This is a genomic window from Bradyrhizobium sp. WSM4874 (assembly GCF_055811835.1).
In genome coordinates this window covers 50,028-75,185 of record NZ_JBVVPR010000040.1, presented here as the reverse complement: position 1 = coordinate 75,185, position 25,158 = coordinate 50,028, and the positions used below count along the sequence as shown (strand labels likewise).

Below are 25,158 nucleotides of genomic sequence, written 5' to 3'. Positions count from 1 at the left end.
TAGGGCTCACCAGCTCGATGAGCTCACAGAGCCAAAGCCAATTGTGATCACCTGAAGCAGCGATACGCACAACTGCGCTCCCTCCCCCCTTGTGGGGGAGGGCGGGGGAGAGGGGTAGCCCAGCAAAAGGAGTGTGTCTTAGCGTACGGCTGGCACGCAAACCCCTACGGCAGCCCGCGCGCCTCGAGCTGATGCACCAGCAGCAGCGTCGGCTCGGCGAGGCTGTCGCCGGAGCCGTCGAGGCCGAAGGCGCTTGCGATGCCGTCGCGGCTGCGCAGCAGCGCGCTACGCGGACAATGGCCGGCGCCGCAGAGCGTCTTCTTCAGGGTTTCGCCCTGCGCCGTGATGCCGGCGGAATCATCCGCAGCCCAGGCCAGCACGATCGGGACGTCGACATTGAGGATGCCGGGGAAGACCGAACGCTTGTTGTACTGGCTGGCGTCACTGCCGAGATAGGCCTTCTCGCTGTCGCTCGCGTCCTTGCCGGCGCGGTAGACCCCGGAGACCAGCACGACAGCCGCGACGTCGGCGCGGTCGGTCTGGAGTTCGGGATGGGCCAGCAGGGTGGCGACATGGAAGGCGCCGGCGCCGTAGCCGACCGCGACGATCTCGCGGGCATCGCCGTTGAACAGGTCGATATTGCCGTGGACCCAGGACAGCGCCGCCGCCACGTCGGTCGCACCCGCCGGCCACGTCGCCGAGGGCGCCAGCCGGTAGTTGACCCGCACGCCGATCATGTCGTTGCGCGCGGCAAAGCACATGGCCTGGTCCTGGATCTGGCGCGACAGCTCCGGCGCGGCGCGGTCGCCGGTGAAGGTGTCGCCGGTCACGAACAGCAGCACCGGCCGCGGCGTATCCGCCTTGGTCGTGGCGGTGGCGACATCGAGCACATTGGCTTCGCTCTCGCCGTAGCGCAGGCCGCGCGAGAAGGTGACCTGCTCGCACAGCCGCGCGGTGCCGCCCGCGGCGGTGTCGTTGTCGGTGAGGCCGACCCGCACGAGATCGGACGGCGCGGCCGGCAGCATCGGTAGGGGACCGTGTGCGGAGGCTGCCGTGATGCCCAGAATTAGAAAAAATGCGAGAAAATTCTTCATGTCGGTGTCGGCCCTGCGTGCCCGATATGGGCTCGCGCGTTTGGCCCGTCTTTTCAATTCGCCTTATTAGTTAGTTGGTCATGAGGCGATTTCACGGCACCGCGGTTCTCTCCCGGCTCCGTCGCCACGCGTGGTTCAATTGCCCGGCTGGAAGGTGCAATCCGCCCCGCTGCCGTCCTTCCGGCGGATGGCGTTGGGGTCGATGGTGCAGCTCAGCTTCGTCAGGCTCTCGAAATTCGATCCCGCGGCGCCGTCGGGCGGAATCCCGGCCAGGGCTTCGGTGGCGAAGATCTCGCTCGCTGTGGAGCCATTCACTGTCCTGGTCTTCGTGCCGAAGGTGACTTCGCAGTTCCGGACGGTGATGTCGACATTGCCGGCGCGACAGACGATTCGATCGGCGGTCACCACGATCGGCTTCTTGTAGGGAATGTCGCTGTTGGCGGCGAATAGCATCGCCATCGCCTTCTTCTCGGCGCCAGAGAGGACCGACGACAGCGGCGCGATCACCCCCGCGAGTGCCAGCGCCGTCGCGCCCGAGACTTTTCCGGGCGTCGCCTCGGAGGCATCGGCGACGCCGGAGGCGGTTGCGACAACGAGGGCGCAGGCGAGGATCAATCGACCGGCTTTCATCTTGCCTCCCTGGACCTGCAATCGCGGCTTCCCTCCCGCGCGGGACGTGGAACCAGTTTAGCATGTAAACACGAATTGGAAGGCAAGTTCGCCGGGCCTTGCGCCTTTGCGCGGTGCGGCTGTTTTGCCCCGAGCCGTCAAACGGTTACCCCGCGGGACCGAGCCTCGCACCGACACGGCCGTTCTACTGTGCATGGGGTTGTTTTCGCGTTTTTTGTTTGGCCGGCCGGTCAGGCCTGCTTCATCGTCCGGAAGGTGATGGAATAGCGGCGCGCCTCGACGGGCGGGATGCTGTGCTCCCATTGCGACCGCGCCTCGCCGTCCATCACGTAAAGCGAGCGCGGCCGGGCTTCGAGCGTGTGGCGCTCCCATTTGTCGCCGCTACGGCGGCGGAAGCGGAATTTGCAGGACGAGCCGAGCGACAGGCCGAGGATTTTGTCGAAATGCGGCTTGTCGCGGTGCCAGCCGATGCCGACGCCGGCCTCGTATTCGGTGCAGAGCACTTGCCGCACGCTGCCGCCGGCAAGCCCCGCCCATGCCTCGACTTGCCGCGTGACGGGCAGGACCCAGTCGGGGATCGGCTCGGCCTCGGCCAGCCGCTGCAATGTGTAGTCATAGCGATAGCCGAAGGACGCCACCCGGCGGTTGCCCTCGAAGGCGCCGAACTGGAAGCGCTGGAGCGGCAATGCTGCGATGCGGCCAATGAGCGCCTGCTCGAAGGCGGCCTTGACGAAGTCATCGGCATAGCGAAGGCCGGCAGGCCCTGCTTGCGGATCGGCGAACAAACCAAGCTGCGTCATTCCTCGCATTTCCGTGATGGAACCTAATGGTGGCTGATGCGACTTACATATGACGCGGAAAGTAACGTGCGAGGCTGTCATGGCAGAGAAGCATACCGCCGATCCGGCAGAGATCATGCGGGCGACCGGTCATCCTGAGCTGGAATACGCCGCCGGCTGGACCATCGCCGGCTTGGTCACCATCGGCACCATCGTCGCCGCGTGGGTGTTCGCGATCTAGCCCATTGGAAACTGGAGCTCGAACGCCGCGCCCCGATCGGTCGGCTTGAGCCTGATCGAGCCGCCATGGCTCGCCATCACCGCGCGCGCAATCGCGAGCCCCATCCCGGTGCCGCCCTGGTCGCGGCGGGTGGTGAAGAACGCATCGAATATCCTGTCGCGGTTCGGCGCCGAGATCGGCTCGCCGTCATTACTCACAGTCAGAAGCAGGGTCGTACGCTCATCGATCGCCTCCAGCCTGATTGTCCCGGCCTTGTGCCGCATCGCATTGTCCACGAGATGCGAAAGCACGATCAGCGCCTTCTCCGCCGACATGCCGATCATCAGGTCGAGGCTGCCGCTGGCCTTGATTGAGCTCACCGGAAACCGGCTCCTGAGTTCGGCAATCACGGGCGCCAATTCGGTGCGCTCGTTTTGCGGCAGGCTTTCGGCACGCGCGAGTTCGCGCAGCCGCTGCGCCATCGCTTCCAGCCGCTTTGTGTCGGACAGGATGTTGGCGATGAACGTCTCCTGCTCGGCCGGCGTCAGGCTGCCCGCTTTGCCCCGAACCGAATCCTGCAATAGCTCCGCGGCGCCCTTGATCGAGGTCAGCGGCGATTTCAGCTCGTGGGTGAGATGGGCCGAGAAGGTCGCGATATAGTCCGAGCGCCGCGCCAGCTGCTCGGCCATGCCGAGAAAGCTGTGCGAGAGCTGGGCGAACTCGCGCGTACCGTAATGTCGGAGCGGCCTGAACGCCTCGCGGTCGCCGCGGCCTATTCGGGTGGCGCGATCGATCAGCTCGCGCATCGGCAGCGTGATGGTGCGCGAGAATACGAGGCCGATGGCGATCGTGCCGAGAATCACGGTAAGCCCCGCCAGCACAAACTTGGCCCGCTCCTGGTAGAGATGGTCGAAGATGTTGCTCGGCGTCCGCGTCGTGTAGATCACCCCTGCGACGCGGTTGTTGACGATGACAGGCATTGCCGAAAACACGTGGACGCCGAGGCCGCGGCTGAAGGAATAGATCGACGGCGGCGGCTTGTCGGGCACGCGGTTGCGCAGGGTGGCGCGGTATTGCCCATGCAGCGCGTCGGCGACCTCCTCGATATGGGCGAGCGATTGCCCGATCTCCTGCCGCCCGGCGATCACCACGCCTTGGGGATCGAGGATGCGAAAGCCTGCCAGCGTCACCTTCTGGGTCTCGCGGATGATCGGCGTCAGTCTTGCGCCAATATCGACATAGGCTGGCTGCGCCGGCCGGATTGCTGCTTGCGCGTCGGGTCGCCGCCGCAGCAGGTCGTTGGCGGTGAGGTCGAGCGCGGGGCGGATCGGGGTGACCTGGTCGCCCGGATCAGGCAGCACGTTCGGTGGCACCTCGGCGCCGAGCGAGAGGCCGCTGTCGAGCCGCGTCGTGACCTCCTGCGCGTAGATCGTCGCGAGCACGCGGCTCTGTGCGATCAGCTCGGCCTGGGTCTGGCGGATCAGCTGGTTGTCGTAGAGGCGAAAGAAGAACAGGCCGACCAGCGGCAGCACGCCGACGGTCGCCAGTACCGTGAAGATCACGAGGGTGAGCGATGGCCGCCATTTGTCGGGCGCGGCGCTCATGCCTCCTTCTCGCAGCGGCCGAGCTTGAAACCGACGCCGTGGATGGTCTCGATGACGTTGTCACAGGCCAGTGCCGCGAGCTTGGCACGGATGTTGCGGATGTGGCTGTCGATGGTGCGGTCGGAGACCTGGATGTTGAGCTGGTAGGCGGCCCGCATCAGCTGCTCGCGATTGAACACGGAGGTCGGCCGGGTCAGGAACGCGCGCAAGATACCGAACTCGATCGTGGTCAGCTTCAGCCGCGTGCCGGCGAAGGTCGCGACATGCTGCTCGGGGTCGATCAGCAGGCCGCCTTGCGCGAGTGCCGACGGCCCCGGCTTGGCCTCGCCATTGCGCGGGCCGAGCCGGCGCAGGATGACGTTGACCCGCGCCACCAGCTCGCGTGGGCTGAAGGGCTTTGTCACATAGTCGTCGCCGCCGATCTCGAGGCCGAGGATGCGGTCGATCTCCTCGTCGCGGGCCGACAGGAACAGGATTGGAACGTCGGAGCCTTTGCGTACCTCGCGGCAGACGTCGAGGCCGTCGAATTCGGGCATGCCGATGTCGAGTACGATCAGGTCAGACTTGTCGGCGGCAAAGCGGGTCAGCGCCTCCTTGCCGTCGCGGGCCTCGATCACGTCCATGCCGGCTTTCTTCAAAGCGACGCGGATGACCTCGCGGATATGGCCTTCGTCGTCGACGATGAGAATGCGATGCGCCAAGAATCTCTCCGCTGCCTCGTCAGCCCGCCGGCCGAGCTTTCGCCAGCGCGTCCAGCCTGCGCTGGAGCCGCCAATTCCGGAAGCCCCAGCTCCGCCAGGCAAGATCCTGACGCTGGACTTCTACAAGCCGATCGCGCCGCGACACAAGGCAGTTGTCGCCCGGGCGATGAGCGATGACCTTGTCGAGGGCAGGCAGCGCCTGCGGCCCGAGTGTGAGGAGATAGTCGGCGTCGATGTTCAAGCCCTTACCGGACATTTCGTTGCTGTGGCTCAGATTATAGTCGGCGATGAAGGCATCGAAGTTCACCAGCGAGCAGCCATACAGCGCGATCGTTAACGCGATCAGATTGGCGCCGACGAGCCATTGGTTGGGCTTGTCGAGCACGATACGGGCGACGATCAGGATCAGCCCGAGCGCCACCAGCCCCATCCAGATGAAGGCTGCGATGCGCCAGTAGGTCAGCATGTAGATGTCGACGTAAAGGTCGAGGCGAAGGATGGAGGAGGCGACCAGCAGGACGTTCTGTCCCACCCAGAGATAGACCAGCGGCCGGATGATCTTCGATTTCTCCGCCGGGCCGCCCGGACGCATCGCCACCAGCACGAAGGCGGCGGCGAGCAGGGCGGTGGCGATCAGTGGGTAGGCGCCGCGATGGGCATAGGCGGCATAAGTCATGTTGGCCGGCAGCGCGACATGGCCCCAGAGGTAGATGCCGTCGAGAATGGACTGTGCCGCGAACAGCAGATTGAACAGGATCAGCGAACGCAGGATGGTGGACGGGCCCAGGAACTCAGCTGAGACTTGCGACTGCAGCGGCGGCGGCACGGGGATATCTGCGATGGTCGTGGTGACAATCTTTCTGCGCCGCCAGCGCACATGGATGAACGGCCAGACCAGCGACAGCATCATGGTCCAGAACAGCACGCGCGGGATGCTGACATAGTCGAGAATGAGCTTTGGATTGAGCAGGAACACCCACTGCTCAATCAGCGGATTGGCTGCGGCGAACAGTGCGATGAAGACAGTGCTCAGCGCTGCAGGCAGAAGCCAGAGTGCGATGCTCCGAGTGAGTGCCGACATGTCGAAGATTTGAAGCGCTTCGGGGAAGACCCTGAAGGGCCCGAACAGGACAAAGTTTCGTATCGCCCGGGCACGGTCCGCGAAGCCCCTCGTCTCCGAATTGGTCGCGAGCAGCAGTGCCATGAGCAGCGCCGCGACGAGGATCAGGAAGGACAGCGCATTGAGCTCCTCTGTCGCCGGCACGAGACCGGCGACGAGAATGGCCGCGCTGGTGATGCCGCGTCGCAGGTCCAGCGCCGCATGATTGAACAGCATCGACACGCAAGCCGTCGCGATCGCAAAGAGCGTCAGCGATAGGCCGATCCGTGGGCCATAGAACAGCCAGTCGGCGACCGCGGCCAGTGCCAGTGCGAGACCAAGCTTGGCAGGAATGGAGGAAGGCCTGATCGGCTGGAGGTCCGCTGCTATCGTCGTAGCCAGGCTCGTCATGTCCAGAAGACCTTTCGTGAATGGTGGCATCACGAAGTCTGAACGTCGTTCGTGCAGAAGGTGAGATCGTCGTCTGCACGGTTTCAGGAGTCTTTTGCAGATTTCGTGCAGGCGCGCTTTTGGTCCTTACGCGGCGCAAATCGCTTTGATAGGTGCGATGCGTTCATCACATTGGGCGTGACGCATCATGCAATCCCTCAACCGCATCGGTCTCATTCTGCTCTGGCTTGCCGCGCCTCTCGTCGCATTTGCGGCCGCGAACAAGAACGATCCCTATCTGCTCGTGCTGCGCGGCGCTGGAAACATCGCGGTTGTCGTCACAAGCATCGTGATCGTCATCGTGCTGCTGCGCCGCGGGCGTTGGCGCAGCACCGCGGGCAAGCTGCTCGTCATGCTCTGGTGCGCTCCGCCGCTCCTGATGTCGGCGGCGCATCTGAAATTCGAACTGCGCAAGCACGATGTGCTTGCCGCCAGTACGGCCGAGGCGCGTCAGCTCGGGCCTCACTTCATGGTCGGTTATTCCTCCTTCCCGGAGGTCGCGCGCCTTGCCGAGCAGGGTTTGATCGGCGGTGTCTACGTCACCCGGCACAACATCCGGGGCCTGACCGCCGAGGCGCTGCGTGCCGAGATCGCGGCGCTCCAGGACAAGCGGCGAGCCGCCGGGTTGCCGCCGCTGGTGGTCGCCGCGGACCAGGAGGGCGGCATCGTCGGGCACCTTGCGCCGCCGTTGACGAAGCTGCCGGCGCTGGCGACGCTTGCCGGGCTTGCCCCCGATGACCAGCAGGCCAAAGCAGCAGAGTTCGGCCGCATCCACGGACGTGAACTCGCCGGGCTCGGCGTCAACCTCAATCTCGCACCGGTGCTCGATCTCAAGCCGCCGGTCCGGCGCAATCGCCTCGATTTCCACACGTTGATCGGCCAGCGCGCGATTGCGTCCGATCCAGCTGTCGTCGGCGCGATCGCGAGCGCTTATGTGCGCGGGCTGGAAGAATCCGGCGTCGGCGCCACGCTCAAGCATTTTCCCGGCATCGGGCGCGTGCGCACCGACACGCACCATTTCAGCGCCAACCTCGACGCGCCGGTGAAGGAGTTGGAGGCAACCGACTGGCTTCCGTTCCGCGAGGTGCTGTCGCATTCGCGCAGCGCGCTCATGGTCGGACATGTCACGCTCACGGCCGTCGATCCCGACCGAGCCGCCTCGCATTCGAAGCGCGTCGTCGAGGGGATCATCCGAGACAAATGGGGCTATCAGGGTATCGTCATGACCGACGATCTCGTGATGGGCGCGATCTATCAGCACGACGTCTGCCAGGCCGTGGTCGAGGCCATCAACGCGGGCGTCGATTTGCTGCTGGTCGCCTATGACGGCGCGCAATTCTACCGGATTTTCGCTTGTGCCCTGGATGGATCGCGGCAAGGCAAGCTCGATGCGGCGATGCTGCGCGTGAGCGAGGCGCGGTTCGCGCGCGGTTTCCCGTCCGAGCAGACGCGAGCCGCCTCACGCCCTGTGAACGTCGCGGGTCAAGACTAGCCCTTTGCGAACTGACGGTAGTCAGGCTCGCGATGAAACCAGAATTCGTAGCCGGTGATGGCCTTCTGCATGGCGACATCGTGGATCGGCTGGTTGAGCGGAATGACGGGAACGTCGCGCATGCAGAGCGCGATGAAATCCTTCACGGTCTTGTCGTACTCGGCAAAATCCGTGGTGAACCGTGCCTTGTCGATCAGCGCGTCCATTTCCTTGTTCTGGTAGGAGGAGATGTTGAAGATCGAGTTGTTGCCGTGGAAATTCCAGTAGAAGTAATATTCGGGGTAATCGAGCCAGCCGCTGAAACGGTTCAGCGCGAGGGGGAGCTCCTTCTTGTTCAGCGTGGTGCGCCAGTTCGCGCCGGGAATCTTTTCGATTGCCGCCTTGATTCCGATCTTGGCGAGGCTCTCCTGGATCAGGATCGCGGTCGGCTCGCCGACCGTGGCCGTGCCGGTGTCGAGCGACAACGTCGTCTCTAGCCCTGACTCGAAGCCTGCCTCCTTCATCAAGGCTTTGGCCTTGTCGAGATCGGTGACATAGGGAAACGCCTGTGGCCAGACCGGCTTGGAGACGTCTGCTGCTCCGCCATACATGGGAACGGCACGTCCGAAGAACGCGCTGTTCTGGATCTGCTCATAGGGCATCGCCCAGGCGACGGCCTGGCGCAGCTTCACATTGTCGAACGGCGGCTTTGCCGTGTTCAGCGCGACGGACCAGAGCGCATTCGGGATCGGCACGCCCGAGACCTTGACCTTGCCCTCCTTGATGATCTGCTCGAAGTCACGCGGCGCGAAGCCGCTGGAGATATCCGCATCGCCTCGTTCCAGCATGGCGCGGCGAGTGCCGGCGGAGGGGACGTCGCGCGCGATCACGCGCTTGAGCTTCGGGAGAGGTCCGCTCTTCCAATCGTCGAAGCGCGCCAGCACGGTCTCGCTGCCCGGCTTCCAGCTTTCGATCCTGTAAGCGCCGCCGCCCGCCTCGTTGGTCCTGAGCCAGGCCAGTGCCCATGGGTCTTCCGCGGTCGCGTTCTTTTTCGCGAGCTCCGAGTTGATGATGAAGGGCACGACCACAGCGACGTTGAACAGCAGCATCTTGTCTTGGCGCACATAGTCGATGCGGAAGGTGTGGTCGTCGATCACGACGAACTGCTCGGGCTTTTCCAGCGACCCCGCCGACATCTGAAAGGTCGGAAAGCCGCCGACCTTCACCGCGCGGTCGAACGACCATTTGACGTCTTTCGCGGTGACCGGCGTGCCGTCGTGAAATTTTGCGTCCTTCCGCAATTTGAAAGTGCAGGACATGCCGTCGGCCGCAACCTCCCAGCTCTCGGCGAGTTCAGGCGCGAGCTTTTCGCGGTCATAAGACAGCGTGCCGTCGGGGAGCGTCTTGGAGGCGTAGCTCAGCAGGCGGTCGTAGCAATTCCAGGACAGCCCGTTCACGGTCTGATTGGAGCCGACGCCCTGCATATCGAGCGAGTTTGGCCCGAGCTCCTGCACCACCAGCAGCGTCTCCGCGCGCCCTTGCGCCGAGGCAAAGCGCGGAGCAAGGGCGGTCATTCCGGCGATGCCAAGTCCGCCGAGCATCACGTTGCGGCGGCTCAGGTCGGAAGATGATGCGCTCATGGGTGCCTCACTCTTGAGAGATTTGCACCCTAAAGAGGCAAGGCGCATGCCATCGGCCGCGCTTCACGGCGCCGCATCCGGTGCGCATCTCAGCTCTACGGCGACACCGCTCCGCGGCTCACGGCCCGCGGGGCAGTCAGGTCTTTCCAGGTGGAATTGGCGACATGCACCGGCGAGAACGCCGGGCGCTCGACATAATGGCCGTCGCCGGCCTCGGCGCGCAGATCGCCATCCTTCCAGACCATTCGGCCGCGCGACAGCGTCGCCGCCGGTCCGCCGGTGCAGGAAAAGCCCTCGAACACATTGTAGTCGATCCGGCTCATCTGCCGCTTCGCGCTGATAGTCCTGCTCGCCTTGGGATCCCAAACCACGACATCCGCGTCCGAGCCGGCGGCGACCGCGCCCTTGCGCGGATAGATGTTGAGGATGCGGGCGATGTTCGCCGAGGTCACTGCGACGAATTCCTCCTTCGTCAGCCGTCCCGTGGTGACGCCCGCGGTCCACAGCAGCGCGAGGCGATCTTCGAGGCCGCCGGTGCCGTTCGGGATCTTTCTGAAATCGCCGCGCCCGAACCGCTTCTGCTCGGTGGTGAAGGCGCAGTGGTCGGTCGCGACCACCTGCAGCGAGCCGGCTTGCAGACCGGCCCAAAGACTATCCTGATGCGACCTGTCGCGGAACGGCGGCGACATCACGCGCTGCGCGGAATGATCCCAGTCCTTGTTCTGATATTCACCGGCGTCCAGCAGCAAGTGCTGGATCAGCGGCTCGCCGTACACGCGCTTGCCCGCCGCACGTGCGCGCGCGATCGCCTCATGCGCTTCGCGGCAGCTCGTGTGCACGATGTAGACCGGCGTCCCTGTCATGTCGGCGATCATGATGGCGCGGTTGGTGGCTTCGCCCTCGACCTCCGGCGGCCGTGAATAAGCATGTCCCTCGGGGCCGGTGACACCGCGCGCGATCAGCGCCTCCTGCATCAGGGCGACGACGTCGCCGTTCTCCGCATGCACGACGGGCATGGCGCCGAGATGGGCGCAGCGGGCGAACGAGTTGTAGAGCTCGTCGTCGTTCACCATCAGTGCGCCTTTGTAGGCCATGAAGTGCTTGAAGGTGTTGATGCCGTAGGTTTTGACCACGGTCTCCATCTCGTCATGGATCTGCTTCGACCACGACGTTACCGCCATGTGGAAGCCGTAGTCGGAGGCCGCCTTCTCGGATTTGTGCCGCCACTCCTGATAGGCCGCGAGCATCGACTGGCCGGGATCGGGCAGGCAGAAATCCACCACCATGGTGGTGCCGCCGACCAGTGCCGCCTTGGTCCCCGATTCGAAATCGTCCGCGGTGACAGTGCCCATGAACGGCATTTCGAGATGGGTGTGCGGATCGATGCCGCCCGGGATGACGTAGGCGCCGCCGGCATCGATGGTCTCGCACCTCGTCGGCGCATCGAGCGACTGCCCGACCGCGACGATGGTCGCGCCGTCGATCAGCACGTCCGCGCGGCGCGAATGATCATGATTGACGACGATGCCGCCGCGGATGAGGAGAGGCATTGGAGGCTCCGGAGTGAGGCGTGAACCTCGCGAAGCTAAGCGCGCTGCATGCGACGCGACAGGTGAAATTTTAGTCAGGCATCGCCGACAGTTGAGCTGTGCTCGCGGCCTCTACGCCGCCCGCGCGATCAGCCCGTCGATCATCGCGCGCACCAGGCCTGCGATTTCCCTCCGCAGCGCCGGCAGCGGTACCGCGACCAGCTTCTGCTCCAGTCCGAGCGTCACCATGCCATGCACCGCCGAGAACAGGCTGCGCGCGGTGATGCCGAGCTCCTCCCGACTGCGTTTTGGAAACAGCGCGGCCAGCGGCTGGTAGACGTGGCGGAACAGCCGCATCTGGTCGTTGATGGACCAGTCGGGGAGGGGCTTGTCGGCTGCCATACGGTGCTCGAACAGCGCACGCCATAGTTCGAGATTTTCCGCGGCGAAATCGCAATAGGCGAGGGCGATGCGAACCAGGGTCTCCTGCGGCGATGGCTCGCCCGCGCTTTCTGCTGTGCTCAGGGCCTGGTCGAGCCGAAGCAAAGTGCGCGAGCCCACGCGCAGGATCAGCTCGTCCACATCGGCGACGAGATTGTAGACGGCGCCGTTGGCGCAGCCGATCTCGCGGGCGAGATCGCGGGTTTTCAGACCCGCCAGTCCCCTGTCGGCGATCATTCGTTCCGCTGCCAGGATCAGATCGGATCGAAGTTTCTCTCGGCGTTCCAATGCCTTAGTCATCTGCGGCCAAATTTCTGAGCGTTGCTCAAATATTGATTGAACGATGTTCAAGTTTGTTGCTACAAACCATCTGTGAGCAACGCTCATAACAGGGAGCTTCAGATGTTCAAGACCGTAGTGACACTCTTCCGCGGCAGCGTGGCCGCCGCGGGCGAAGAACTGGAAGACCGGACGGCCCTTCTGATCCTAGATCAACAGATGCGCGACGCCGCAGCCGCCCTCGAGCGCGGCAAACGGACCCTGGCGCTGGCGATCGCACAGGACCAGCAAGAAGGCCGCAAGCTCGAGGCGACTGTCGCCCGCATCGCCGATCTCGAGACCCGCGCCGTGGCGGCGCTCGACGGCGGCCGCGAGGATCTCGCCAACGATGCCGCTGAAGCCATCGCGGGCCTGGAGGCCGATCGCGACGCGGCGCTGACGGCACGCGCGCTGTTCGCAACCGAGATTGCGCGGCTGAAGCGGCACGTCGCAAGCGCGCAGGCCCGCATCACCGAGCTCGATCGCGGCCGCCGCGTCGCCCGTGCCTCGGAAGCGGTGCGCTCGCTTCGCCGCAGCGGCATCGAGGCAGCACGTCCCTACGAATCCACGCTGCCGGAGGCGGAGAGCACCTTGAGACGTCTTCGTGAGCGGCAGATGGAAGCCCAGGCCGCCGACGACGCGCTGGTCGAGCTCGATGCCGCCAGCGGTCCGCTCGCCACCGCCGAAAAACTCGCCGAGCAGGGTTTTGGCCCCCGGCTCAAGACGACCGCGGACGACGTGCTGGCACGGTTGAAGTCCAAGCGCACGCCGACTGCCTGATTCCAACCCAATCATTCGAACCAACAGGAGACCATCATGAACCAGAATGGCCAGCCCCACAGCGGCGCCTGGGTGACTTTCACTTACTTGTCCTTCGCAGCCTCCGCCTTCCTCATCGCCATCGGCATCTTCTTCCTGCCGATCGACCTCTGGATGAAGGGTTATCTCACCATGGGCATCGTCATGCTGATCCAGACTTGCATCACCCTGACCAAGACGGTTCGCGACAACCATGAAAGCAGCCGGATGGTGAACCGCATCGAGGATGCCAAGGCGGAACGTCTGCTGATGGAAGTCTCCAAGACGGCTTGATAGGCATAGCCATTACGCAAGGAGGCAGTGGAGCAACGCGCTCCGCTGCTTCGCGCCGGAGCGCATTCCGCCCCTCGTTTCGCGCTTGCGAAATGCAACCGAGCCATGACGGATCGCGCGGGCGTGCGCTCTTGCGCAACCGCACGGGCAGGGGCAGTCTTCACAGGCGGCGCACAAGAACGCCGCCAATAAGATGTGATTACAAGATCTCGGCGAGGAACCTCATGGCAGCGATGCGGATCGACTGCGACATCCACCCGGCGGTTGGTGGCACGCGCACGACGTTGCTGCCCTATCTCAGCGATCACTGGAAAGAGCAGGTCGTGAGCCGCGCCATCGACGGGCTCGATCTCACCTCCTATCCGCCCGGCATGCCGCTCACCGGCCGCGCCGACTGGCGTCCGGCGAACGGCACAAAGCCTGGTTCCGATCTTGCGATGGTGCAGAAGGGCGCATTCGAGCAGTTGGGTGCCAGCCACGCGATTCTCAACGTGCTCTATGGTGCGCAGGCCGTGTTTGACCCCTACATGGCGGCCGACTTCTGCAAGGCGATCAACGACTGGATCGCCACTGAGTGGCTGTCGCGCGATCCGCGCTTGCGTGCTTCGATTGTGGTGCCGATGCAGGACCCGGATCTGGCGGTCGAGGAGATTGAGCGCCGCGCCGCCGATCACCGCTTCGTCTCGATCCTCGTGCTGGCGCAGGGCGAGACGCTGCTGGGACGGCGGCATTTCTGGCCGGTCTATCGGCTCGCCGAGAAATACAAGCTGCCGCTCGCGATCCACGCCGGCACGCAATATCGGCAGGCGCCGAGCTCGGCCGGCTGGCCGTCGCACCGCTACGAATATTACTTCGTCGAGGCGCAGGCGTTTCAGGCGCAGATCTTGAGCCTGATTTATGAGGGCGTGTTCGGCAAGTTTCCGAACCTCAAGGTCGTGCTGATGGAATCCGGCGTGAGCTGGCTGCCGGCCTTCATGTGGCGCGCCAACAAGACCTGGCGGGGGGTGCGCGTCGAGGTGCCCTGGGTCGAGCGCGAGCCGGCAGCGATCATTCGCGAGAATTTCCGCGTCACCATGCAGCCGTTCGATGCGCCGGGCGACGCCAAAAGCGTCGAGGACATCATCGACCAGATCGGCTCCGAAAAGATGTTCCTGTTCGCGTCCGACTATCCGCACTGGCAGTTCGACGGCGACGATCCGATCCCGCCGAACCTGCCGAACAGCATCATCTCGAAGATGTGCGTCGACAACCCGCTGGAGACGTTTCCGCGGCTGTCGCTCGCCAACTGACTTTGGAGGTTTCGCATGAGTGAGGTCATCGACCGCCCGCTGCGGGAAGACGAGAAGCCCGTCGCTTCGCGGCTGCGCATCGTCGATTGCGACGTCCATCCAAGCCTGCATTCGTTCGACGATCTCAACGAGTTCCTGCCAAAGCGCTGGCAGCAGCATCTGAAGGAATATGGCAGCCATTTGCGCACGCCCTATCTGTTCACCACGCCCTATCCGCGCTCCTCGCCGCTGATCGCGCGGCGCGATGCCTGGCCACCGTCGGGCGGTCCCCCCGGCTCGGATCTCGCTTTCATGCAGAAGCAGCATCTCGATCCGCTCGACGTCGAGTTCGGGATCTTGCAGGTGCTCGATCTCTTCATCTTCTCGCAGCAGAACCTTGAATTCGGCGCCGCGATCCAGCGCGCCATCAACGACTGGCAACTGGCGTTCTGGTCGCATCGCGACCCGCGCCTGAAGGCTTCGATCCTAGTCGGTCAGGATGGTGTTGATCTCGCCATTGCCGAGATCGAACGCTGCGCGAAAATCGGCGAATACGTCCAGATCAACGTCTCGCCGCGCGCCAACGAGCCGCTGGGCCGTCGCCGCTACTGGCCGATCTACGAGCGTGCCCAAGAACTAGATCTGCCGCTCGGCATCCATGTCGGCGGCTATGGCGGGCATGCGCCGACCGGTGGCGGCTGGCCGTCCTATTATGTCGAGGAGCACCAGTCCAACGCGCACACCATTGCGGCACAGCTTGCCAGTCTCGTGATCGAAGGCGTGCCGGAGCGCTTTCCAAAATTGAAGTTCGTCTTCATCGAGGGCGGCTTCGGCTGGATCCCGTCCGCGGTGTGGCGGATGGACCAGCATTTCGAGCGCTTCCGCAGCGAGGTGCCGCATCTCAAGCGCAAGCCGTCGGAATACGTCCGTGAGCATTTCTGGTTCACGACGCAACCGATCGACGAGCCTGACGAAGCCCGGCAGCTGCGCTCGCTGATCGAATGGGTCGGCATCGATCGTCTCTTGTTTTCGTCGGACTATCCGCACTGGGATTTCGACGATCCGCGCTTTGCCTTCAAGACGCCGCTGACAGAAGCCGAGCGAAAGAAGATCTTCAGCACCAATGCCCGCGCCGTCTACAAGTTCTGAGAAGGTCTGCACGGTATGGCCCGTCACATCGTCGCGTCCGCCTCGGAGATCCCGCCTGGTGGCAACAAGGTCGTCGATGTCGACGGCCGCGACATTGTCGTGTTCCACGTCAATGGCGAGTTCTTCGCGCTGCTGAACCGCTGCCCGCATGAAGGCGCGCCGCTGGAGAAAGCGGCCTGCGTGGCGCGGCTGACCTCCCCCGAGCCCGGCATCTATCAGCGCTCGCGCGTCGGCGAGATGCTGCGCTGTCCTTGGCATGGCTGGGAGTTCGACATGCGCAACGGCCAATCCTGGTTCGATCCGAGGCGCGTCAAGATAAGGTCATATCCGGTCGCTGTGGAGCGCGGCGAGGAACTCCAGAAAGGGCCGTATGTTGCCGAGACGTTTCCGGTGCATGTCGAGGACAGCTACGTGATTGTCGAGGTCTGAGCAGCCGTTTCGGATTGTGATTTCACCGCAGGTGGGATAAGCCTCGCCCGCATTTATCGCGGAGACGAGCTTTGTCGAAACAATCCCTGCGTGAGGAGGCCGAGCGCCTGATCCGCGAATCGATGGAAAAGAAGACCGTCGTCGTCAAGCAGGGCGATACCCGCATCGAGGCCGTCTGCGGTAAATGCGGCGCCCCGAACCGTGTGCAGGCGCCAAAGGGCCAGACCCGCATCAAGTTCGCCTGCAAGAATTGCGGGCACCAGCAAGAGACGCTGTAGGTTTCTTCACCCTCTCCCACAACGAGGGGAGAAGGAAAATGCCTACTCCCCCTTCACGAACCTCGCGAATGCATCCGCATGGTCCGGGTGCCAGCGTGACAGCGGCGGGCGGTTCTCTACAATGTCGCCGGCGGCCCACAGCATGCGCTTTTCGTCGAGCGCGCGCGGGACGTCGTTGTCCGGGCATAGGATGTAGAAATCGCCGGCCTCCAGCCGCGCCATCATGAAGTCCACGGTCTGCCCGGCCGTCCAGGCGCCGGCCGGTTTCTCCGTCCGGCCCTTCGCGGTAAGGCCCGTAAAGACGAAGCCTGGAATCAGCAGATGCGCGGTGATGCGGCAACCCGCAGTGTTGCGCAGCTCGTGCTGGAGCGCTTCGGTAAAAGCCTTCACGCCGGCCTTGGAGACGTTGTAGGCGGGATCGCCGGGCGGGGTGGTGATGCCCTGCTTCGAGCCAGTGTTGATGATGAGGCCGGCCCTGCCGCGCGCGATCATGTTGGGAGCGAAGATGCGCGAGCCGTTGATGATGCCCCACATGTTGACGCCGATGATGCGCTGCCAATTGTCGGGTTCGCCGAACAGCGTGCTGCCGGGCTGGATACCCGCATTGTTCATGAGGATGTCGGTGCCACCGAAGCGCTCGCGCACGGCGCGCTCCAGTTCCGTCACGCTCTCGGCCTTGCTGACGTCAATCGCGAAGGTCATCACGTCTGTGGCGGACGTGACGGATGAGAGTCTTATTGCGGCTTCCGCCAGCCGCGCCTGATCCACATCGGCGATACACACCTTCATGCCGTCGCGTGCGAAGGCCAAAGCGGCGGCAAATCCGATGCCGGACGCACCGCCGGTGATCACGGCAACATTGTCCTTGACGATCGCGGGGTGGGGCATGGATCGGTCTCCGGGGGGCTCGGTCGTGCTATAACATGGCACTCGCGCGACCCCGCACAACTCGGCATGGGAGGTCTTCGTTCCGCGTCGACTTTACGCCTCTCCTTTACGCCTGTCCGGCATCGCAGTATTCTCTCGACCAACGATCCCGCCCAGATCGGACCAATCAATCATTGACAGGGAGTTCAGCCATGGCTGTGTCGCAGGCTATTCCGATCACGCGCCATCCATTCGCCAACGGGTCCTACAAGCAGATGCTGATCGATGGGAAGTGGGTCGATGCTGCCTCCGGCAAGCGCTTCGAGACCCACAACCCCGCAACCGGCGAACTGCTCGCAACCGTTGCCGAGGGCGACAAGGAAGACATCGATCGTGCGGTCGCTGCCGCCCGCCGCGCCTTCGAAGGGCCGTGGAGCAGGGTCAAGCCCTTCGAGCGGCAGAACTTGCTCCTGAAGCTTGCCGACCTAGTCGAGAAAAATTTCGACGAATTGTCGCAGCTCGACACGCTCGACATGGGCGCGCCGCTCAGCCGGACCCGCGCCTATCGCCTGCGCGCCGTCGGCATGCTGCGCTACTATGCCGGCCAGACCACCGCGATTCACGGCGAGACCATCGAGAACTCGCTGCCTGGCGAAATCTTTTCCTATACGCTGAAGGAGCCGATCGGCGTCGTCGGCGCCATCATTCCCTGGAATGGACCGCTGACTGCGACGATCTGGAAGATCGGTCCGGCGATCGCGACCGGCTGCACCGTCGTGCTCAAGCCCGCCGAAGAAGCGCCGCTGACCTCGCTGCGCATCGCCGAGCTCGCGATGGAAGCGGGCGTGCCGCCCGGCGTCATCAACGTCGTGCCTGGCTATGGCGAGACCGCGGGTGCTGCGCTTGCCTCGCACCACGACGTCGACAAGGTTGCCTTCACCGGCTCGCATGTCACGGGTCAGTCGATCATCCGCGCCTCGGCCGGCAACCTCAAGCGCGTTTCGCTCGAGCTCGGCGGCAAGTCGCCGGACATCGTGTTCGCGGATGCCGATCTCGATGCGGCCGTGCCAGGCGCCGCCATGGCGGTGTTCGCCAATTCGGGGCAAATCTGCAGCGCCGGCACCCGGCTGTTCGTCGAGCAGTCGATCTACGAGGAATTCGTCGGCCGCGTCGCCGAGTTCGGCAAGAAGCTGCAGGTCGGCAACGGTCTCGATCCCAACACCCAGATCGGACCGCTGGTATCCGAGCAGCAGCTCGAGCGCGTCACCAGCTATCTCGATATCGGCCAAAAGGAGGGCGCGCGGGCGCTCGCCGGCGGTGGCCGCGTCACCGAAGGCGCGCTGTCAAAGGGCTTCTTCGTGTCGCCGACAGTGTTCGCGGGCGTTCAGGACGATATGCGGATCGCGCAGGAGGAGATTTTTGGTCCCGTCATCTCCGCGATCGCGTTCAAGGACATGGACGAGTTGGTCAAGCGCGCCAACGCCACCACGTTCGGTCTCGGCTCGGGCCTGTGGACGCGGGACGTCAGCAAGGCGCATGCGGTCGCGAAGCGCCTGCGTGCCGGCTCGGTGTGGGTGAACTGCTACCAGGCGATGGACCCGGCCGTCCCCTTCGGCGGCTACAAGATGAGCGGCTACGGCCGCGAATCCGGCAAGCAGCACGTCGAGGAATATCTCAACGTGAAGGCGGTGTGGATCAAGACGGCCTAACGCGCCATCGCGTCCGGACTTCAGCGATCGGTCCTGCTTGCGGCGACGACAGAGCGCTTGCAGCGACCTGAGGTTGTTGCCCGGACGCTACATGCGATTTTGAAAGCGCGCGTCGTCCGCGCTTTTGCAAGACTTGCTATCCCATTTCGAATGTTGGCCGGTTAGTTCTGGTCACCGTCAATCTTCGGAATTGGAATATCGATAATGCTTCGCTTTGCTCCGATCCTGTTTGTGGCTTTGGGCGTCGCCTCGGCGTACCCCGCGCTCGCGGCCGACATGACCGCACGTGCGCCGGCGTACAAGGCGTCGCCACTGCCCGTCGCCTACAACTGGTCGGGCTTCTACGCCGGCGTGAATGTCGGGTATGGGTGGGGCGATGGTGCGAACGATCTCGTGCCGCATGATCCGGTGTTCACCGCGGGCGTGCTCGACGTCGCACTGGCGGGCGGCCTTGTCCCGGCTTCGCTGGCAACAAACGCGCGTGGCGTGATGGGCGGCTTGCAGGCCGGCTACAATGTGCAGACGGGCTCGTTGGTGTGGGGCGTCGAAGCCGATATCGCGGCGACCGACATCAAGGGTAGCTCAACGGTGACCCGAACCTTGCCGGTCTTCCCGACGATCATGACCACGCAAGATCAGAAGGTCGACTGGTTGGGGACCGTGCGCGGCCGGATCGGTGCCGCCGTTATGCCCGACTTGATGCTGTACGCGACCGGCGGTCTTGCCTATGGGCACGTCAAGGCGTCGACCTCGATCGTGGATCCCACGGGTGCGAGCGGCACGCCGTGCCTCAATGTGATCTGTAGCGCCGGCGCGGTGGAAAGCTGGCGCGTGGGCTGGACGGTCGGCGGCGGTGGCGAGTACCATTTTGCGTCGAACTGGAGCGTCAAGCTCGAATATCTCTACTACGATCTCGGCAGCGAGAAATACACGATCTTCAATCCGCTGTTCCCGTTCACGCCCGGCCCGGCGCGCGGCTTTGACTCAACCGCGAATTTCTCGGGCCACATCGCGCGCGTCGGTTTGAACTACAAGTTCGGCGCAGGCGCGGTCGTCGCAAAATACTGACCTGCAATTCTGAACAGACAAAAAGCCCCGGGCCTGGCCCGGGGCTTTTTTTATTCCCCGCCTCTTTTGGCTGGCCAGCCATTCCCCCATGCAGCTTCCGAGCTGCGAGCCTTTCTCTTATGATCCTCGTCCTCTCATCGATGATTTCGGGGCCGGCATGAAATTCGAGGCATTGTTTCAAGCGTTGCAGGTTGGTCCGTACAAGCTCGCGCATCGCGTCGCGATGGCGCCGTTGACGCGCATGCGGGCCGAGCGCGAGAGCTTTTCGCCGCGCCAGCTCAACGCCGAATATTACGGTCAGCGCGCTACCCAAGGCGGCCTGCTCATCGCCGAGGCCTCGCCCGTGCTCTCGCACGGCCGCGGTAATCCGGCGACGCCCGGCATCTATTCGGAGACGCAGATCGCGGGCTGGCGCAAGGTGGTCGACGCCGTGCACGCCAAGGGCGGCATCATCTTTCTCCAGCTCTGGCATGTGGGCCGCGTCTCGCATTCCTCCTTCCACGGCGGGGAGCTGCCGGTCTCGGCCTCGGCGATCCCGATCAGGGTCGAAGGCATGAAGGCAATGACCGCCGACGGCAAGATCTCCGACTATGAGACGCCCCGCGCGCTGGAGACGGACGAGGTCAAGGGAATCGTCGAGGCGTTCAGGCAGGGCGCGAAGAACGCGCTCGCCGCCGGCTTCGACGGCGTCGAGATCCACGGCGCCAACGGCTATCTGCTCGAGCAATTCCTGCAATCACGCAGCAACCAGCGCACCGATCAATATGGCGGTTCGATCGAGAACCGCGCGCGGCTTCTGCTCGAAGTGACCCAGGCCGCGATCGACGTCTGGGGCGCGGGCCGCGTCGGCGTGCGGCTGTCGCCCCACGGCATTGCCAATGATTCCGGCGAGCCAGATCCGATGCCGCTCTACACGCACGTGGTGAAGGCGCTCGACGAACTCGGCCTTGCCTATCTGCATTTCATCGAACCGCGCTCCAGCGGCTCGGGGCGCGCCGAAGTCAACTGGCAGAACGTGCCGTCGGCAATGCTGCTGTTCCGCCCGCTCTACAGCGGCGTGCTGATGACCGCCGGCGGGTTTACGGGCGAGACGGCGAACGCCGCCATAGCAGAGGGGCATGCCGACCTCATCGCTTTCGGTCGCATCTTCATCTCCAACCCCGATCTGCCGCGCCGCCTGCAGCACGATTACCCTCTGACGCCGTATAACCGTGCGACGTTCTACGGCGGCGAGGAAAAGGGGTATACGGATTATCCGGTGCATGACGAGCCGACGCCCGCGTAAGCGTTCTCGTCTGTCATTCCCGGGCGATGCGAAGCATCGAGCCCGGAATCCATTCCGCCTTCAGGTATGCCGTGCGATGGATTCCGGGCTCGCGACTTCGTCGCGCCCCGGAATGACAATCATGTATTGTCGTGGTCACGACGACAATTCAGGGAATTCACCATGGCCAAAGCCGCAGCCGCCGCAGGAGTTGCCACCGGGCAATGCCTTTGCGGCAAGGTCACCTTCGAGATTGACGTTCCCGCACGCTGGGCCTGGCACGATCACTCCGCCGCCAGCCGTCGCGCCCACGGCGCCGCCTATGCGACCTACGTCGGAAGCTGGAAGAAACGGTTTCGCATCACCGCAGGCAAGACGGCGCTGACCCGCTACGAGGATAAGGCAACGAAGACCGCACGCAGCTTCTGCGCGCATTGCGGCACGCCGATCGCATATGAGCGCCCGCGCGGGCCGCACATGGTCAACATCCCCCGTGCGCTGTTTAGGGAACGCACCGGCCGCCAGCCGCTCTATCACATCGCGATCGGGGAGCTGCAGGAATGGACCTATACCGGCGAGCCGCTGGTGCCGCTGAAAGGCTTTCCCGGTGTGGTCTGGCAGCGCTCGAAGAAGAAGAAGCGGGCGGGCGGAGAGGACCCGTTCGAGCTGGGGCGCGAGGAAATGTAACGCCTCGCGTACGCAACGCAGCCATGACCGTGCTTCCTTGGCGCCTCCCGCGATTTCGGCCATCATGCCTTCGTCCTTGCGGCAACGTCCGCTCCTGGAGGAAACATGAAGAACAAGATCACCGGCCGCTCCGCCTTTCTCGCGCTGCTTAAGGACGAGGGCATCACGCATCTGTTCGGCAATCCCGGCACCACCGAGTTGCCGATCATGCATGCGCTGAAGGACCACCCTGATCTCACCTATGTGATGGCGATGCAGGAGAGCCTGGTGGTGGCGATCGCGGATGGCTACAGCCGCGCCTCCGGAAAGCTCGTCGCCTGCAACGTCCATGTCGCGCCCGGCCTCGGCAACGCGATGGGCTCGCTCTACAACGCCCAGTTCACGGGTACGCCGATGATCCTGACAGCGGGCCAGCAGGAGCAGGGCCACGGCCTGATGGAGCCGGTGCTCTACGGCCCGCTGGTGCGCATGGCCGAGCCGCTGGTGAAATGGGCGGTCGAGGTGACGCGGCTCGAGGATCTGCCGCGCATCGTGCGCCGCGCCGCAAAAGTCGCGACCACCCCGCCGACCGGGCCAGTATTCATTTCGTTGCCCGGCGATATCCTCAACAGCGAAGCAGGCATCGACCTCGGCCGCTCCACCCGCATCGACGCCCGCACAAGGCCATCGGATGAGGCACTAAACGCGTTCGCCGCGCGGCTGCTCAAGGCAGAGCGTCCCGTGATCGTCACCATGGACGAGGTGGTGAAGAGCGACGCTCTGAAAGAGGCGGCCGAACTCGCCGAGCTTTTGGGCGCGGCTGCGTACCAATCCTCGACGCCCTACGGCTCGCACTTCCTCTCGGAGAGCCCGAGCTTCGTCGGCGCGCTGGCACGGGTTCAGAAAGTCGCGCGCGACACGCTTGCGCCGTACGATCTCTTGATCGCGCTCGGCGGCGATCCCCTGCGGATGTCAGTCTACAGCGAGGTCGATGCGCTGCCCGAGGGCCTCGGCATCGTGCAGATCGGCCTCGGCGATTGGGAGATCGCCAAGAACTACGGTGCCGAGATCGCGCTGAAGGCGGATCTGAAGGAAACGCTGCGTGCGCTGATCCCGGTGTTGAAGGAGATGGGCGGCGCTGCCCTGGCGCAACGTGCGAGGCAACGTCTCGCCGAGCTCGCGCCGAAGAACTGGACCGCACGGCGCACCGCGTTGGTCGAGCAGATCGGCAAGGCCGCAGACCGCAGCCCCATCGATCCAGACTGGCTGGTGCTGCAAATGGTGGAGGCGATGCCCGCCAATGCCATCCTCGTCGACGAGGGCCTCACTTCGAGCCGCCAGATCACGGCACTGCGTGCGCACCGCGACCGCTTCGGCTATCACGGCCTTGCCTCCGGCGGCATCGGCTGGGGCCTGCCGGCCTCCGTCGGCGCGAGCATCGCCAATCCCGATCGTCCCGTGGTCTGCTTCTCCGGCGACGGCAGCGCGATGTATTCGATCCAGTCGCTGTGGACGGCAGCGCATCACAAGCTGCCGCTCAATGTGGTCATTGCCAACAATGGCGGCTACCGCATCATCAAGCAGCGTCTGCTCGCCTTCCACGGCGACAATAATTACGTCGGCATGGATTTCGTCGATCCGCCGGTGGATTTCGCGGGCGTGGCGAAGGCGCTGGGATGCGAGGCGATCAAGGTCAGCGATCCGCGGGAGCTGACGGCGACGCTGGCGTCGGCGTTTGGCCGGCCGGGGACGAAGCTGATCGAGGTGATGGTGGACGGGAAGGTGTAGGGCACGCTGTCTCAACTCGTCGTCCTGGCCTAGTGCGCAATTGCGCACGGGGGCCAGGACCCATACCGCGTGATTTATCGATCGCAGGTGGTGCCGGTCCCGAACAACCAGTCTTCGCCAAATTGCTCCCTGGGGTTATGGGTCCCGGCCTGCGCCGGGACGACACTGAGGGTGTGGCGCGATCTTCCGCCTACCCCTTCTTCCCCACCCGATACCCCGCTGCAGGATGCGGCGCACCTAGCCGCGCACGTCCCTCGCCGAACAGCTTCTCCCGCAACGTGCCCTGCGCGTACTCCGCCTTGTACCGCCCGCGCCGCGTCAGCTCCGGCACCAGCATGTCGGCGATGTCCTCGAAATCGCCGGGTGAGATCGCGAAGGCGACGTTGAGGCCGTCGACGTCGGTCGCCTCGAACCACGCCTCGATCTTGTCCGCGACCGTCTCCGGCGTGCCGACCACGACGGGACCGGCGCCGCCGACGCCGACATGCTCGATGACGTCGCGCACGGTCCAGACGCGATCGGGATCGGCGCGGGTGACGTTGTCGAGTGCGCTGCGGCCGGCATCGTTCTGAACATGACGCACCTGCTGATCGAGCTCGTAGCCGGAGAAGTCGATGCCGGTCCATCCCGACATCAGGGCCAGCGCGCCTTCCGGGCTGATGTGGCGGCGATAGTCGGCATATTTTTCGTTCGCCTCGGCCTCTGTCCGCCCGAGGATGATCGTCATCATCGAGAACATCAGGATTTCCGCCGGATTGCGGCCGAACGCGGCGGCCTCCTGACGGATCGCCGACACGCGCGGCGCGATCACCTTGGCCGACGGCCCCGACATGAACACGCATTCGGCGTGCTGTGCCGCGAACTTCCGTCCGCGCGGCGAGGTGCCGGCCTGGTACAGCACGGGCGTCCGCTGCGGCGACGGTTCGCTGAGATGAATGGTGTTGTTGATGCGCCAGTTCGCGCCCTCGTGGTTGACGCGATGGACCTTTGTGGGATCGGTGAAGATGCCGCGCTTGCGGTCGCGCAGCACGGCGTCGTCCTCCCAGCTCCCTTCCCAGAGTTTGTAGACGACCTCCATATATTCGTCCGCGATCTCGTAGCGGTCGTCGTGCCCGATCTGCTTGTCCTTGCCGGCGCCGCGCGCGGCGCTGTCGAGATAGCCCGTGACGACATTCCAGCCGATACGTCCCTCGGTGAGATGATCGAGCGTCGACATCCGCCGCGCGAACGGATAGGGCGGCTCGAAGGAGAGATTGCTGGTGACGCCGAAGCCGAGATTCTGCGTCACCGCCGCCATGGCCGACAGCAGCAGCAGCGGATCGTTCGAGGGCGACTGGGCTGCATTGCGCAAGGCTGCGTCAGGACTGTTGCCGTAGACGTCATAGACGCCGAGCACGTCGGCCAGGAACAGCCCGTCGAAACGGCCGCGCTCCAGCGTTTTGGCAAGATCGATCCAGTAGGGCAGGCGGTTATATTCGGCAGTGCGGTCGCGCGGATGGGTCCACAAGCCCGGTGATTGGTGCGCGACGCAATTCATCGCAAATGCATTGAGCCTGATCTGCTTGGCCATGATGGTCCCCCGGCGCCCTGTACCGGGCGCTCTT

General features: G+C 64.3%; 24 protein-coding genes. 13 read left to right on the top strand and 11 right to left on the bottom strand.

Annotation, left to right across the window (positions count from 1 at the left end):
• Positions 1–164 precede the first annotated feature (164 nt).
• The 3 genes from AC0L3P_RS30900 to AC0L3P_RS30890 form a co-directional block, all read right to left on the bottom strand.
• On the bottom strand, positions 165–1,094 hold the full coding sequence (locus tag AC0L3P_RS30900; RefSeq protein WP_275171027.1) for an alpha/beta hydrolase: 930 nt from the start codon (positions 1,092–1,094) through the stop codon (positions 165–167).
• A 135-nt stretch (positions 1,095–1,229) separates the two neighbouring features.
• Positions 1,230–1,724, bottom strand: coding sequence for a hypothetical protein (locus AC0L3P_RS30895; RefSeq protein ID WP_473307793.1), 495 nt, complete (start codon positions 1,722–1,724; stop codon positions 1,230–1,232).
• Between the two features lie 230 nt (positions 1,725–1,954).
• Positions 1,955–2,524, bottom strand: a complete 570-nt coding sequence (locus AC0L3P_RS30890) for an alpha-ketoglutarate-dependent dioxygenase AlkB (protein ID WP_473307790.1) — start codon at positions 2,522–2,524, stop codon at positions 1,955–1,957.
• Between the two features lie 79 nt (positions 2,525–2,603).
• Here AC0L3P_RS30890 and AC0L3P_RS30885 point away from each other — a divergent pair, with 79 nt between their 5' ends.
• Positions 2,604–2,744, top strand: a complete 141-nt coding sequence (locus AC0L3P_RS30885) for a hypothetical protein (RefSeq protein WP_007597071.1) — start codon at positions 2,604–2,606, stop codon at positions 2,742–2,744.
• On the opposite strand, the gene AC0L3P_RS30880 is transcribed toward AC0L3P_RS30885, so the two are convergent.
• The 3 genes from AC0L3P_RS30880 to AC0L3P_RS30870 are packed head-to-tail and all read right to left on the bottom strand — an operon-like array spanning position 2,741 to position 6,538.
• Positions 2,741–4,327: an ATP-binding protein gene (locus AC0L3P_RS30880; protein ID WP_275171030.1), complete on the bottom strand. Its 1,587-nt coding sequence runs from the start codon at positions 4,325–4,327 to the stop codon at positions 2,741–2,743. The genes AC0L3P_RS30885 and AC0L3P_RS30880 overlap by 4 nt on opposite strands.
• Positions 4,324–5,028, bottom strand: a complete 705-nt coding sequence (locus AC0L3P_RS30875) for a response regulator (protein WP_473307785.1) — start codon at positions 5,026–5,028, stop codon at positions 4,324–4,326. The genes AC0L3P_RS30880 and AC0L3P_RS30875 overlap by 4 nt, the downstream gene beginning before the upstream one ends.
• 19 nt (positions 5,029–5,047) lie before the next feature.
• Positions 5,048–6,538 (bottom strand): DUF4153 domain-containing protein, encoded by a 1,491-nt coding sequence (locus AC0L3P_RS30870; RefSeq protein ID WP_473307784.1) that lies wholly within the window; start codon positions 6,536–6,538, stop codon positions 5,048–5,050.
• 187 nt (positions 6,539–6,725) lie between these two features.
• Between AC0L3P_RS30870 and AC0L3P_RS30865 the strand changes: the two genes are divergently transcribed.
• On the top strand, positions 6,726–8,069 hold the full coding sequence (locus AC0L3P_RS30865) for a glycoside hydrolase family 3 N-terminal domain-containing protein (RefSeq protein WP_473307780.1): 1,344 nt from the start codon (positions 6,726–6,728) through the stop codon (positions 8,067–8,069).
• On the opposite strand, the gene AC0L3P_RS30860 is transcribed toward AC0L3P_RS30865, so the two are convergent.
• From AC0L3P_RS30860 to AC0L3P_RS30850, 3 genes are all read right to left on the bottom strand, one after another.
• Positions 8,066–9,688, bottom strand: a complete 1,623-nt coding sequence (locus tag AC0L3P_RS30860) for an ABC transporter substrate-binding protein (protein ID WP_275171034.1) — start codon at positions 9,686–9,688, stop codon at positions 8,066–8,068. The two genes, AC0L3P_RS30865 and AC0L3P_RS30860, sit on opposite strands and share 4 nt — an antisense overlap.
• 95 nt (positions 9,689–9,783) lie before the next feature.
• Positions 9,784–11,238, bottom strand: a complete 1,455-nt coding sequence (gene hydA / locus AC0L3P_RS30855; RefSeq protein WP_473307777.1) for a dihydropyrimidinase — start codon at positions 11,236–11,238, stop codon at positions 9,784–9,786.
• Between the two features lie 111 nt (positions 11,239–11,349).
• The gene (locus tag AC0L3P_RS30850) at positions 11,350–11,958 is read right to left on the bottom strand and encodes a TetR/AcrR family transcriptional regulator (RefSeq protein WP_473307800.1); all 609 of its coding nucleotides are present in this window, start codon (positions 11,956–11,958) and stop codon (positions 11,350–11,352) included.
• A gap of 102 nt (positions 11,959–12,060) precedes the next feature.
• Here AC0L3P_RS30850 and AC0L3P_RS30845 point away from each other — a divergent pair, with 102 nt between their 5' ends.
• The 6 genes from AC0L3P_RS30845 (at position 12,061) to AC0L3P_RS30820 (ending at position 16,192) form a co-directional block, all read left to right on the top strand.
• Positions 12,061–12,756, top strand: coding sequence for a PspA/IM30 family protein (locus tag AC0L3P_RS30845; protein WP_275171036.1), 696 nt, complete (start codon positions 12,061–12,063; stop codon positions 12,754–12,756).
• Between the two features lie 36 nt (positions 12,757–12,792).
• Positions 12,793–13,068 carry a YiaA/YiaB family inner membrane protein gene (locus tag AC0L3P_RS30840; RefSeq protein ID WP_275171037.1) on the top strand — a complete coding sequence of 92 codons (276 nt, stop codon included), beginning with the start codon at positions 12,793–12,795 and terminating at the stop codon, positions 13,066–13,068.
• A gap of 224 nt (positions 13,069–13,292) precedes the next feature.
• Positions 13,293–14,357, top strand: coding sequence for an amidohydrolase family protein (locus tag AC0L3P_RS30835; protein ID WP_473307775.1), 1,065 nt, complete (start codon positions 13,293–13,295; stop codon positions 14,355–14,357).
• Positions 14,358–14,372: 15 nt separating this feature from the next.
• A complete protein-coding gene (locus tag AC0L3P_RS30830; protein ID WP_473307773.1) occupies positions 14,373–15,485 on the top strand; it encodes an amidohydrolase family protein in 1,113 nt (370 codons plus the stop codon).
• A gap of 15 nt (positions 15,486–15,500) precedes the next feature.
• Positions 15,501–15,914 carry a Rieske (2Fe-2S) protein gene (locus AC0L3P_RS30825; protein WP_473307770.1) on the top strand — a complete coding sequence of 138 codons (414 nt, stop codon included), beginning with the start codon at positions 15,501–15,503 and terminating at the stop codon, positions 15,912–15,914.
• 71 nt (positions 15,915–15,985) lie between these two features.
• A complete protein-coding gene (locus tag AC0L3P_RS30820; RefSeq protein WP_007615092.1) occupies positions 15,986–16,192 on the top strand; it encodes a hypothetical protein in 207 nt (68 codons plus the stop codon).
• 42 nt (positions 16,193–16,234) lie between these two features.
• Here the strand turns inward: AC0L3P_RS30820 and AC0L3P_RS30815 are convergent, their stop codons facing one another.
• Positions 16,235–17,080 (bottom strand): SDR family NAD(P)-dependent oxidoreductase, encoded by an 846-nt coding sequence (locus tag AC0L3P_RS30815; RefSeq protein WP_473307767.1) that lies wholly within the window; start codon positions 17,078–17,080, stop codon positions 16,235–16,237.
• Between the two features lie 191 nt (positions 17,081–17,271).
• Between AC0L3P_RS30815 and AC0L3P_RS30810 the strand changes: the two genes are divergently transcribed.
• The 5 genes from AC0L3P_RS30810 (at position 17,272) to AC0L3P_RS30790 (ending at position 23,554) form a co-directional block, all read left to right on the top strand.
• On the top strand, positions 17,272–18,768 hold the full coding sequence (locus AC0L3P_RS30810; protein WP_275171041.1) for an aldehyde dehydrogenase family protein: 1,497 nt from the start codon (positions 17,272–17,274) through the stop codon (positions 18,766–18,768).
• 204 nt (positions 18,769–18,972) lie between these two features.
• Positions 18,973–19,836: an outer membrane protein gene (locus AC0L3P_RS30805; protein WP_275171042.1), complete on the top strand. Its 864-nt coding sequence runs from the start codon at positions 18,973–18,975 to the stop codon at positions 19,834–19,836.
• Between the two features lie 157 nt (positions 19,837–19,993).
• Positions 19,994–21,121: an alkene reductase gene (locus tag AC0L3P_RS30800; RefSeq protein WP_275171043.1), complete on the top strand. Its 1,128-nt coding sequence runs from the start codon at positions 19,994–19,996 to the stop codon at positions 21,119–21,121.
• 162 nt (positions 21,122–21,283) lie between these two features.
• Positions 21,284–21,787, top strand: a complete 504-nt coding sequence (locus tag AC0L3P_RS30795) for a GFA family protein (RefSeq protein ID WP_275171044.1) — start codon at positions 21,284–21,286, stop codon at positions 21,785–21,787.
• A 105-nt stretch (positions 21,788–21,892) separates the two neighbouring features.
• Positions 21,893–23,554, top strand: a complete 1,662-nt coding sequence (locus AC0L3P_RS30790; RefSeq protein WP_354208291.1) for a thiamine pyrophosphate-binding protein — start codon at positions 21,893–21,895, stop codon at positions 23,552–23,554.
• Between the two features lie 190 nt (positions 23,555–23,744).
• On the opposite strand, the gene AC0L3P_RS30785 is transcribed toward AC0L3P_RS30790, so the two are convergent.
• Entirely contained in the window at positions 23,745–25,124 is a 1,380-nt protein-coding gene (locus AC0L3P_RS30785) for an LLM class flavin-dependent oxidoreductase (RefSeq protein ID WP_275171046.1), read from the bottom strand.
• Between the last annotated feature and the right edge of the window lie 34 nt (positions 25,125–25,158).

Bases quoted from the DNA above. Each gene is read 5' to 3' on its own strand.
- AC0L3P_RS30890 (WP_473307790.1), bottom strand. From the start codon at position 2,524: ATGACGCAGCTTGGTTTGTTCGCCGATCCGCAAGCAGGGCCTGCCGGC.
- AC0L3P_RS30810 (WP_275171041.1), top strand. From the start codon at position 17,272: ATGGCTGTGTCGCAGGCTATTCCGATCACGCGCCATCCATTCGCCAAC.
- AC0L3P_RS30845 (WP_275171036.1), top strand. From the start codon at position 12,061: ATGTTCAAGACCGTAGTGACACTCTTCCGCGGCAGCGTGGCCGCCGCG.
- AC0L3P_RS30785 (WP_275171046.1), bottom strand. From the start codon at position 25,124: ATGGCCAAGCAGATCAGGCTCAATGCATTTGCGATGAATTGCGTCGCG.
- AC0L3P_RS30800 (WP_275171043.1), top strand. From the start codon at position 19,994: ATGAAATTCGAGGCATTGTTTCAAGCGTTGCAGGTTGGTCCGTACAAG.
- AC0L3P_RS30795 (WP_275171044.1), top strand. From the start codon at position 21,284: ATGGCCAAAGCCGCAGCCGCCGCAGGAGTTGCCACCGGGCAATGCCTT.
- AC0L3P_RS30885 (WP_007597071.1), top strand. From the start codon at position 2,604: ATGGCAGAGAAGCATACCGCCGATCCGGCAGAGATCATGCGGGCGACC.
- AC0L3P_RS30850 (WP_473307800.1), bottom strand. From the start codon at position 11,958: ATGACTAAGGCATTGGAACGCCGAGAGAAACTTCGATCCGATCTGATC.
- AC0L3P_RS30825 (WP_473307770.1), top strand. From the start codon at position 15,501: ATGGCCCGTCACATCGTCGCGTCCGCCTCGGAGATCCCGCCTGGTGGC.
- AC0L3P_RS30895 (WP_473307793.1), bottom strand. From the start codon at position 1,724: ATGAAAGCCGGTCGATTGATCCTCGCCTGCGCCCTCGTTGTCGCAACC.
- AC0L3P_RS30860 (WP_275171034.1), bottom strand. From the start codon at position 9,688: ATGAGCGCATCATCTTCCGACCTGAGCCGCCGCAACGTGATGCTCGGC.
- AC0L3P_RS30790 (WP_354208291.1), top strand. From the start codon at position 21,893: ATGAAGAACAAGATCACCGGCCGCTCCGCCTTTCTCGCGCTGCTTAAG.
- AC0L3P_RS30880 (WP_275171030.1), bottom strand. From the start codon at position 4,327: ATGAGCGCCGCGCCCGACAAATGGCGGCCATCGCTCACCCTCGTGATC.
- AC0L3P_RS30835 (WP_473307775.1), top strand. From the start codon at position 13,293: ATGGCAGCGATGCGGATCGACTGCGACATCCACCCGGCGGTTGGTGGC.
- AC0L3P_RS30865 (WP_473307780.1), top strand. From the start codon at position 6,726: ATGCAATCCCTCAACCGCATCGGTCTCATTCTGCTCTGGCTTGCCGCG.
- AC0L3P_RS30830 (WP_473307773.1), top strand. From the start codon at position 14,373: ATGAGTGAGGTCATCGACCGCCCGCTGCGGGAAGACGAGAAGCCCGTC.
- AC0L3P_RS30900 (WP_275171027.1), bottom strand. From the start codon at position 1,094: ATGAAGAATTTTCTCGCATTTTTTCTAATTCTGGGCATCACGGCAGCC.
- AC0L3P_RS30815 (WP_473307767.1), bottom strand. From the start codon at position 17,080: ATGCCCCACCCCGCGATCGTCAAGGACAATGTTGCCGTGATCACCGGC.
- hydA (WP_473307777.1), bottom strand. From the start codon at position 11,238: ATGCCTCTCCTCATCCGCGGCGGCATCGTCGTCAATCATGATCATTCG.
- AC0L3P_RS30840 (WP_275171037.1), top strand. From the start codon at position 12,793: ATGAACCAGAATGGCCAGCCCCACAGCGGCGCCTGGGTGACTTTCACT.
- AC0L3P_RS30805 (WP_275171042.1), top strand. From the start codon at position 18,973: ATGCTTCGCTTTGCTCCGATCCTGTTTGTGGCTTTGGGCGTCGCCTCG.
- AC0L3P_RS30870 (WP_473307784.1), bottom strand. From the start codon at position 6,538: ATGACGAGCCTGGCTACGACGATAGCAGCGGACCTCCAGCCGATCAGG.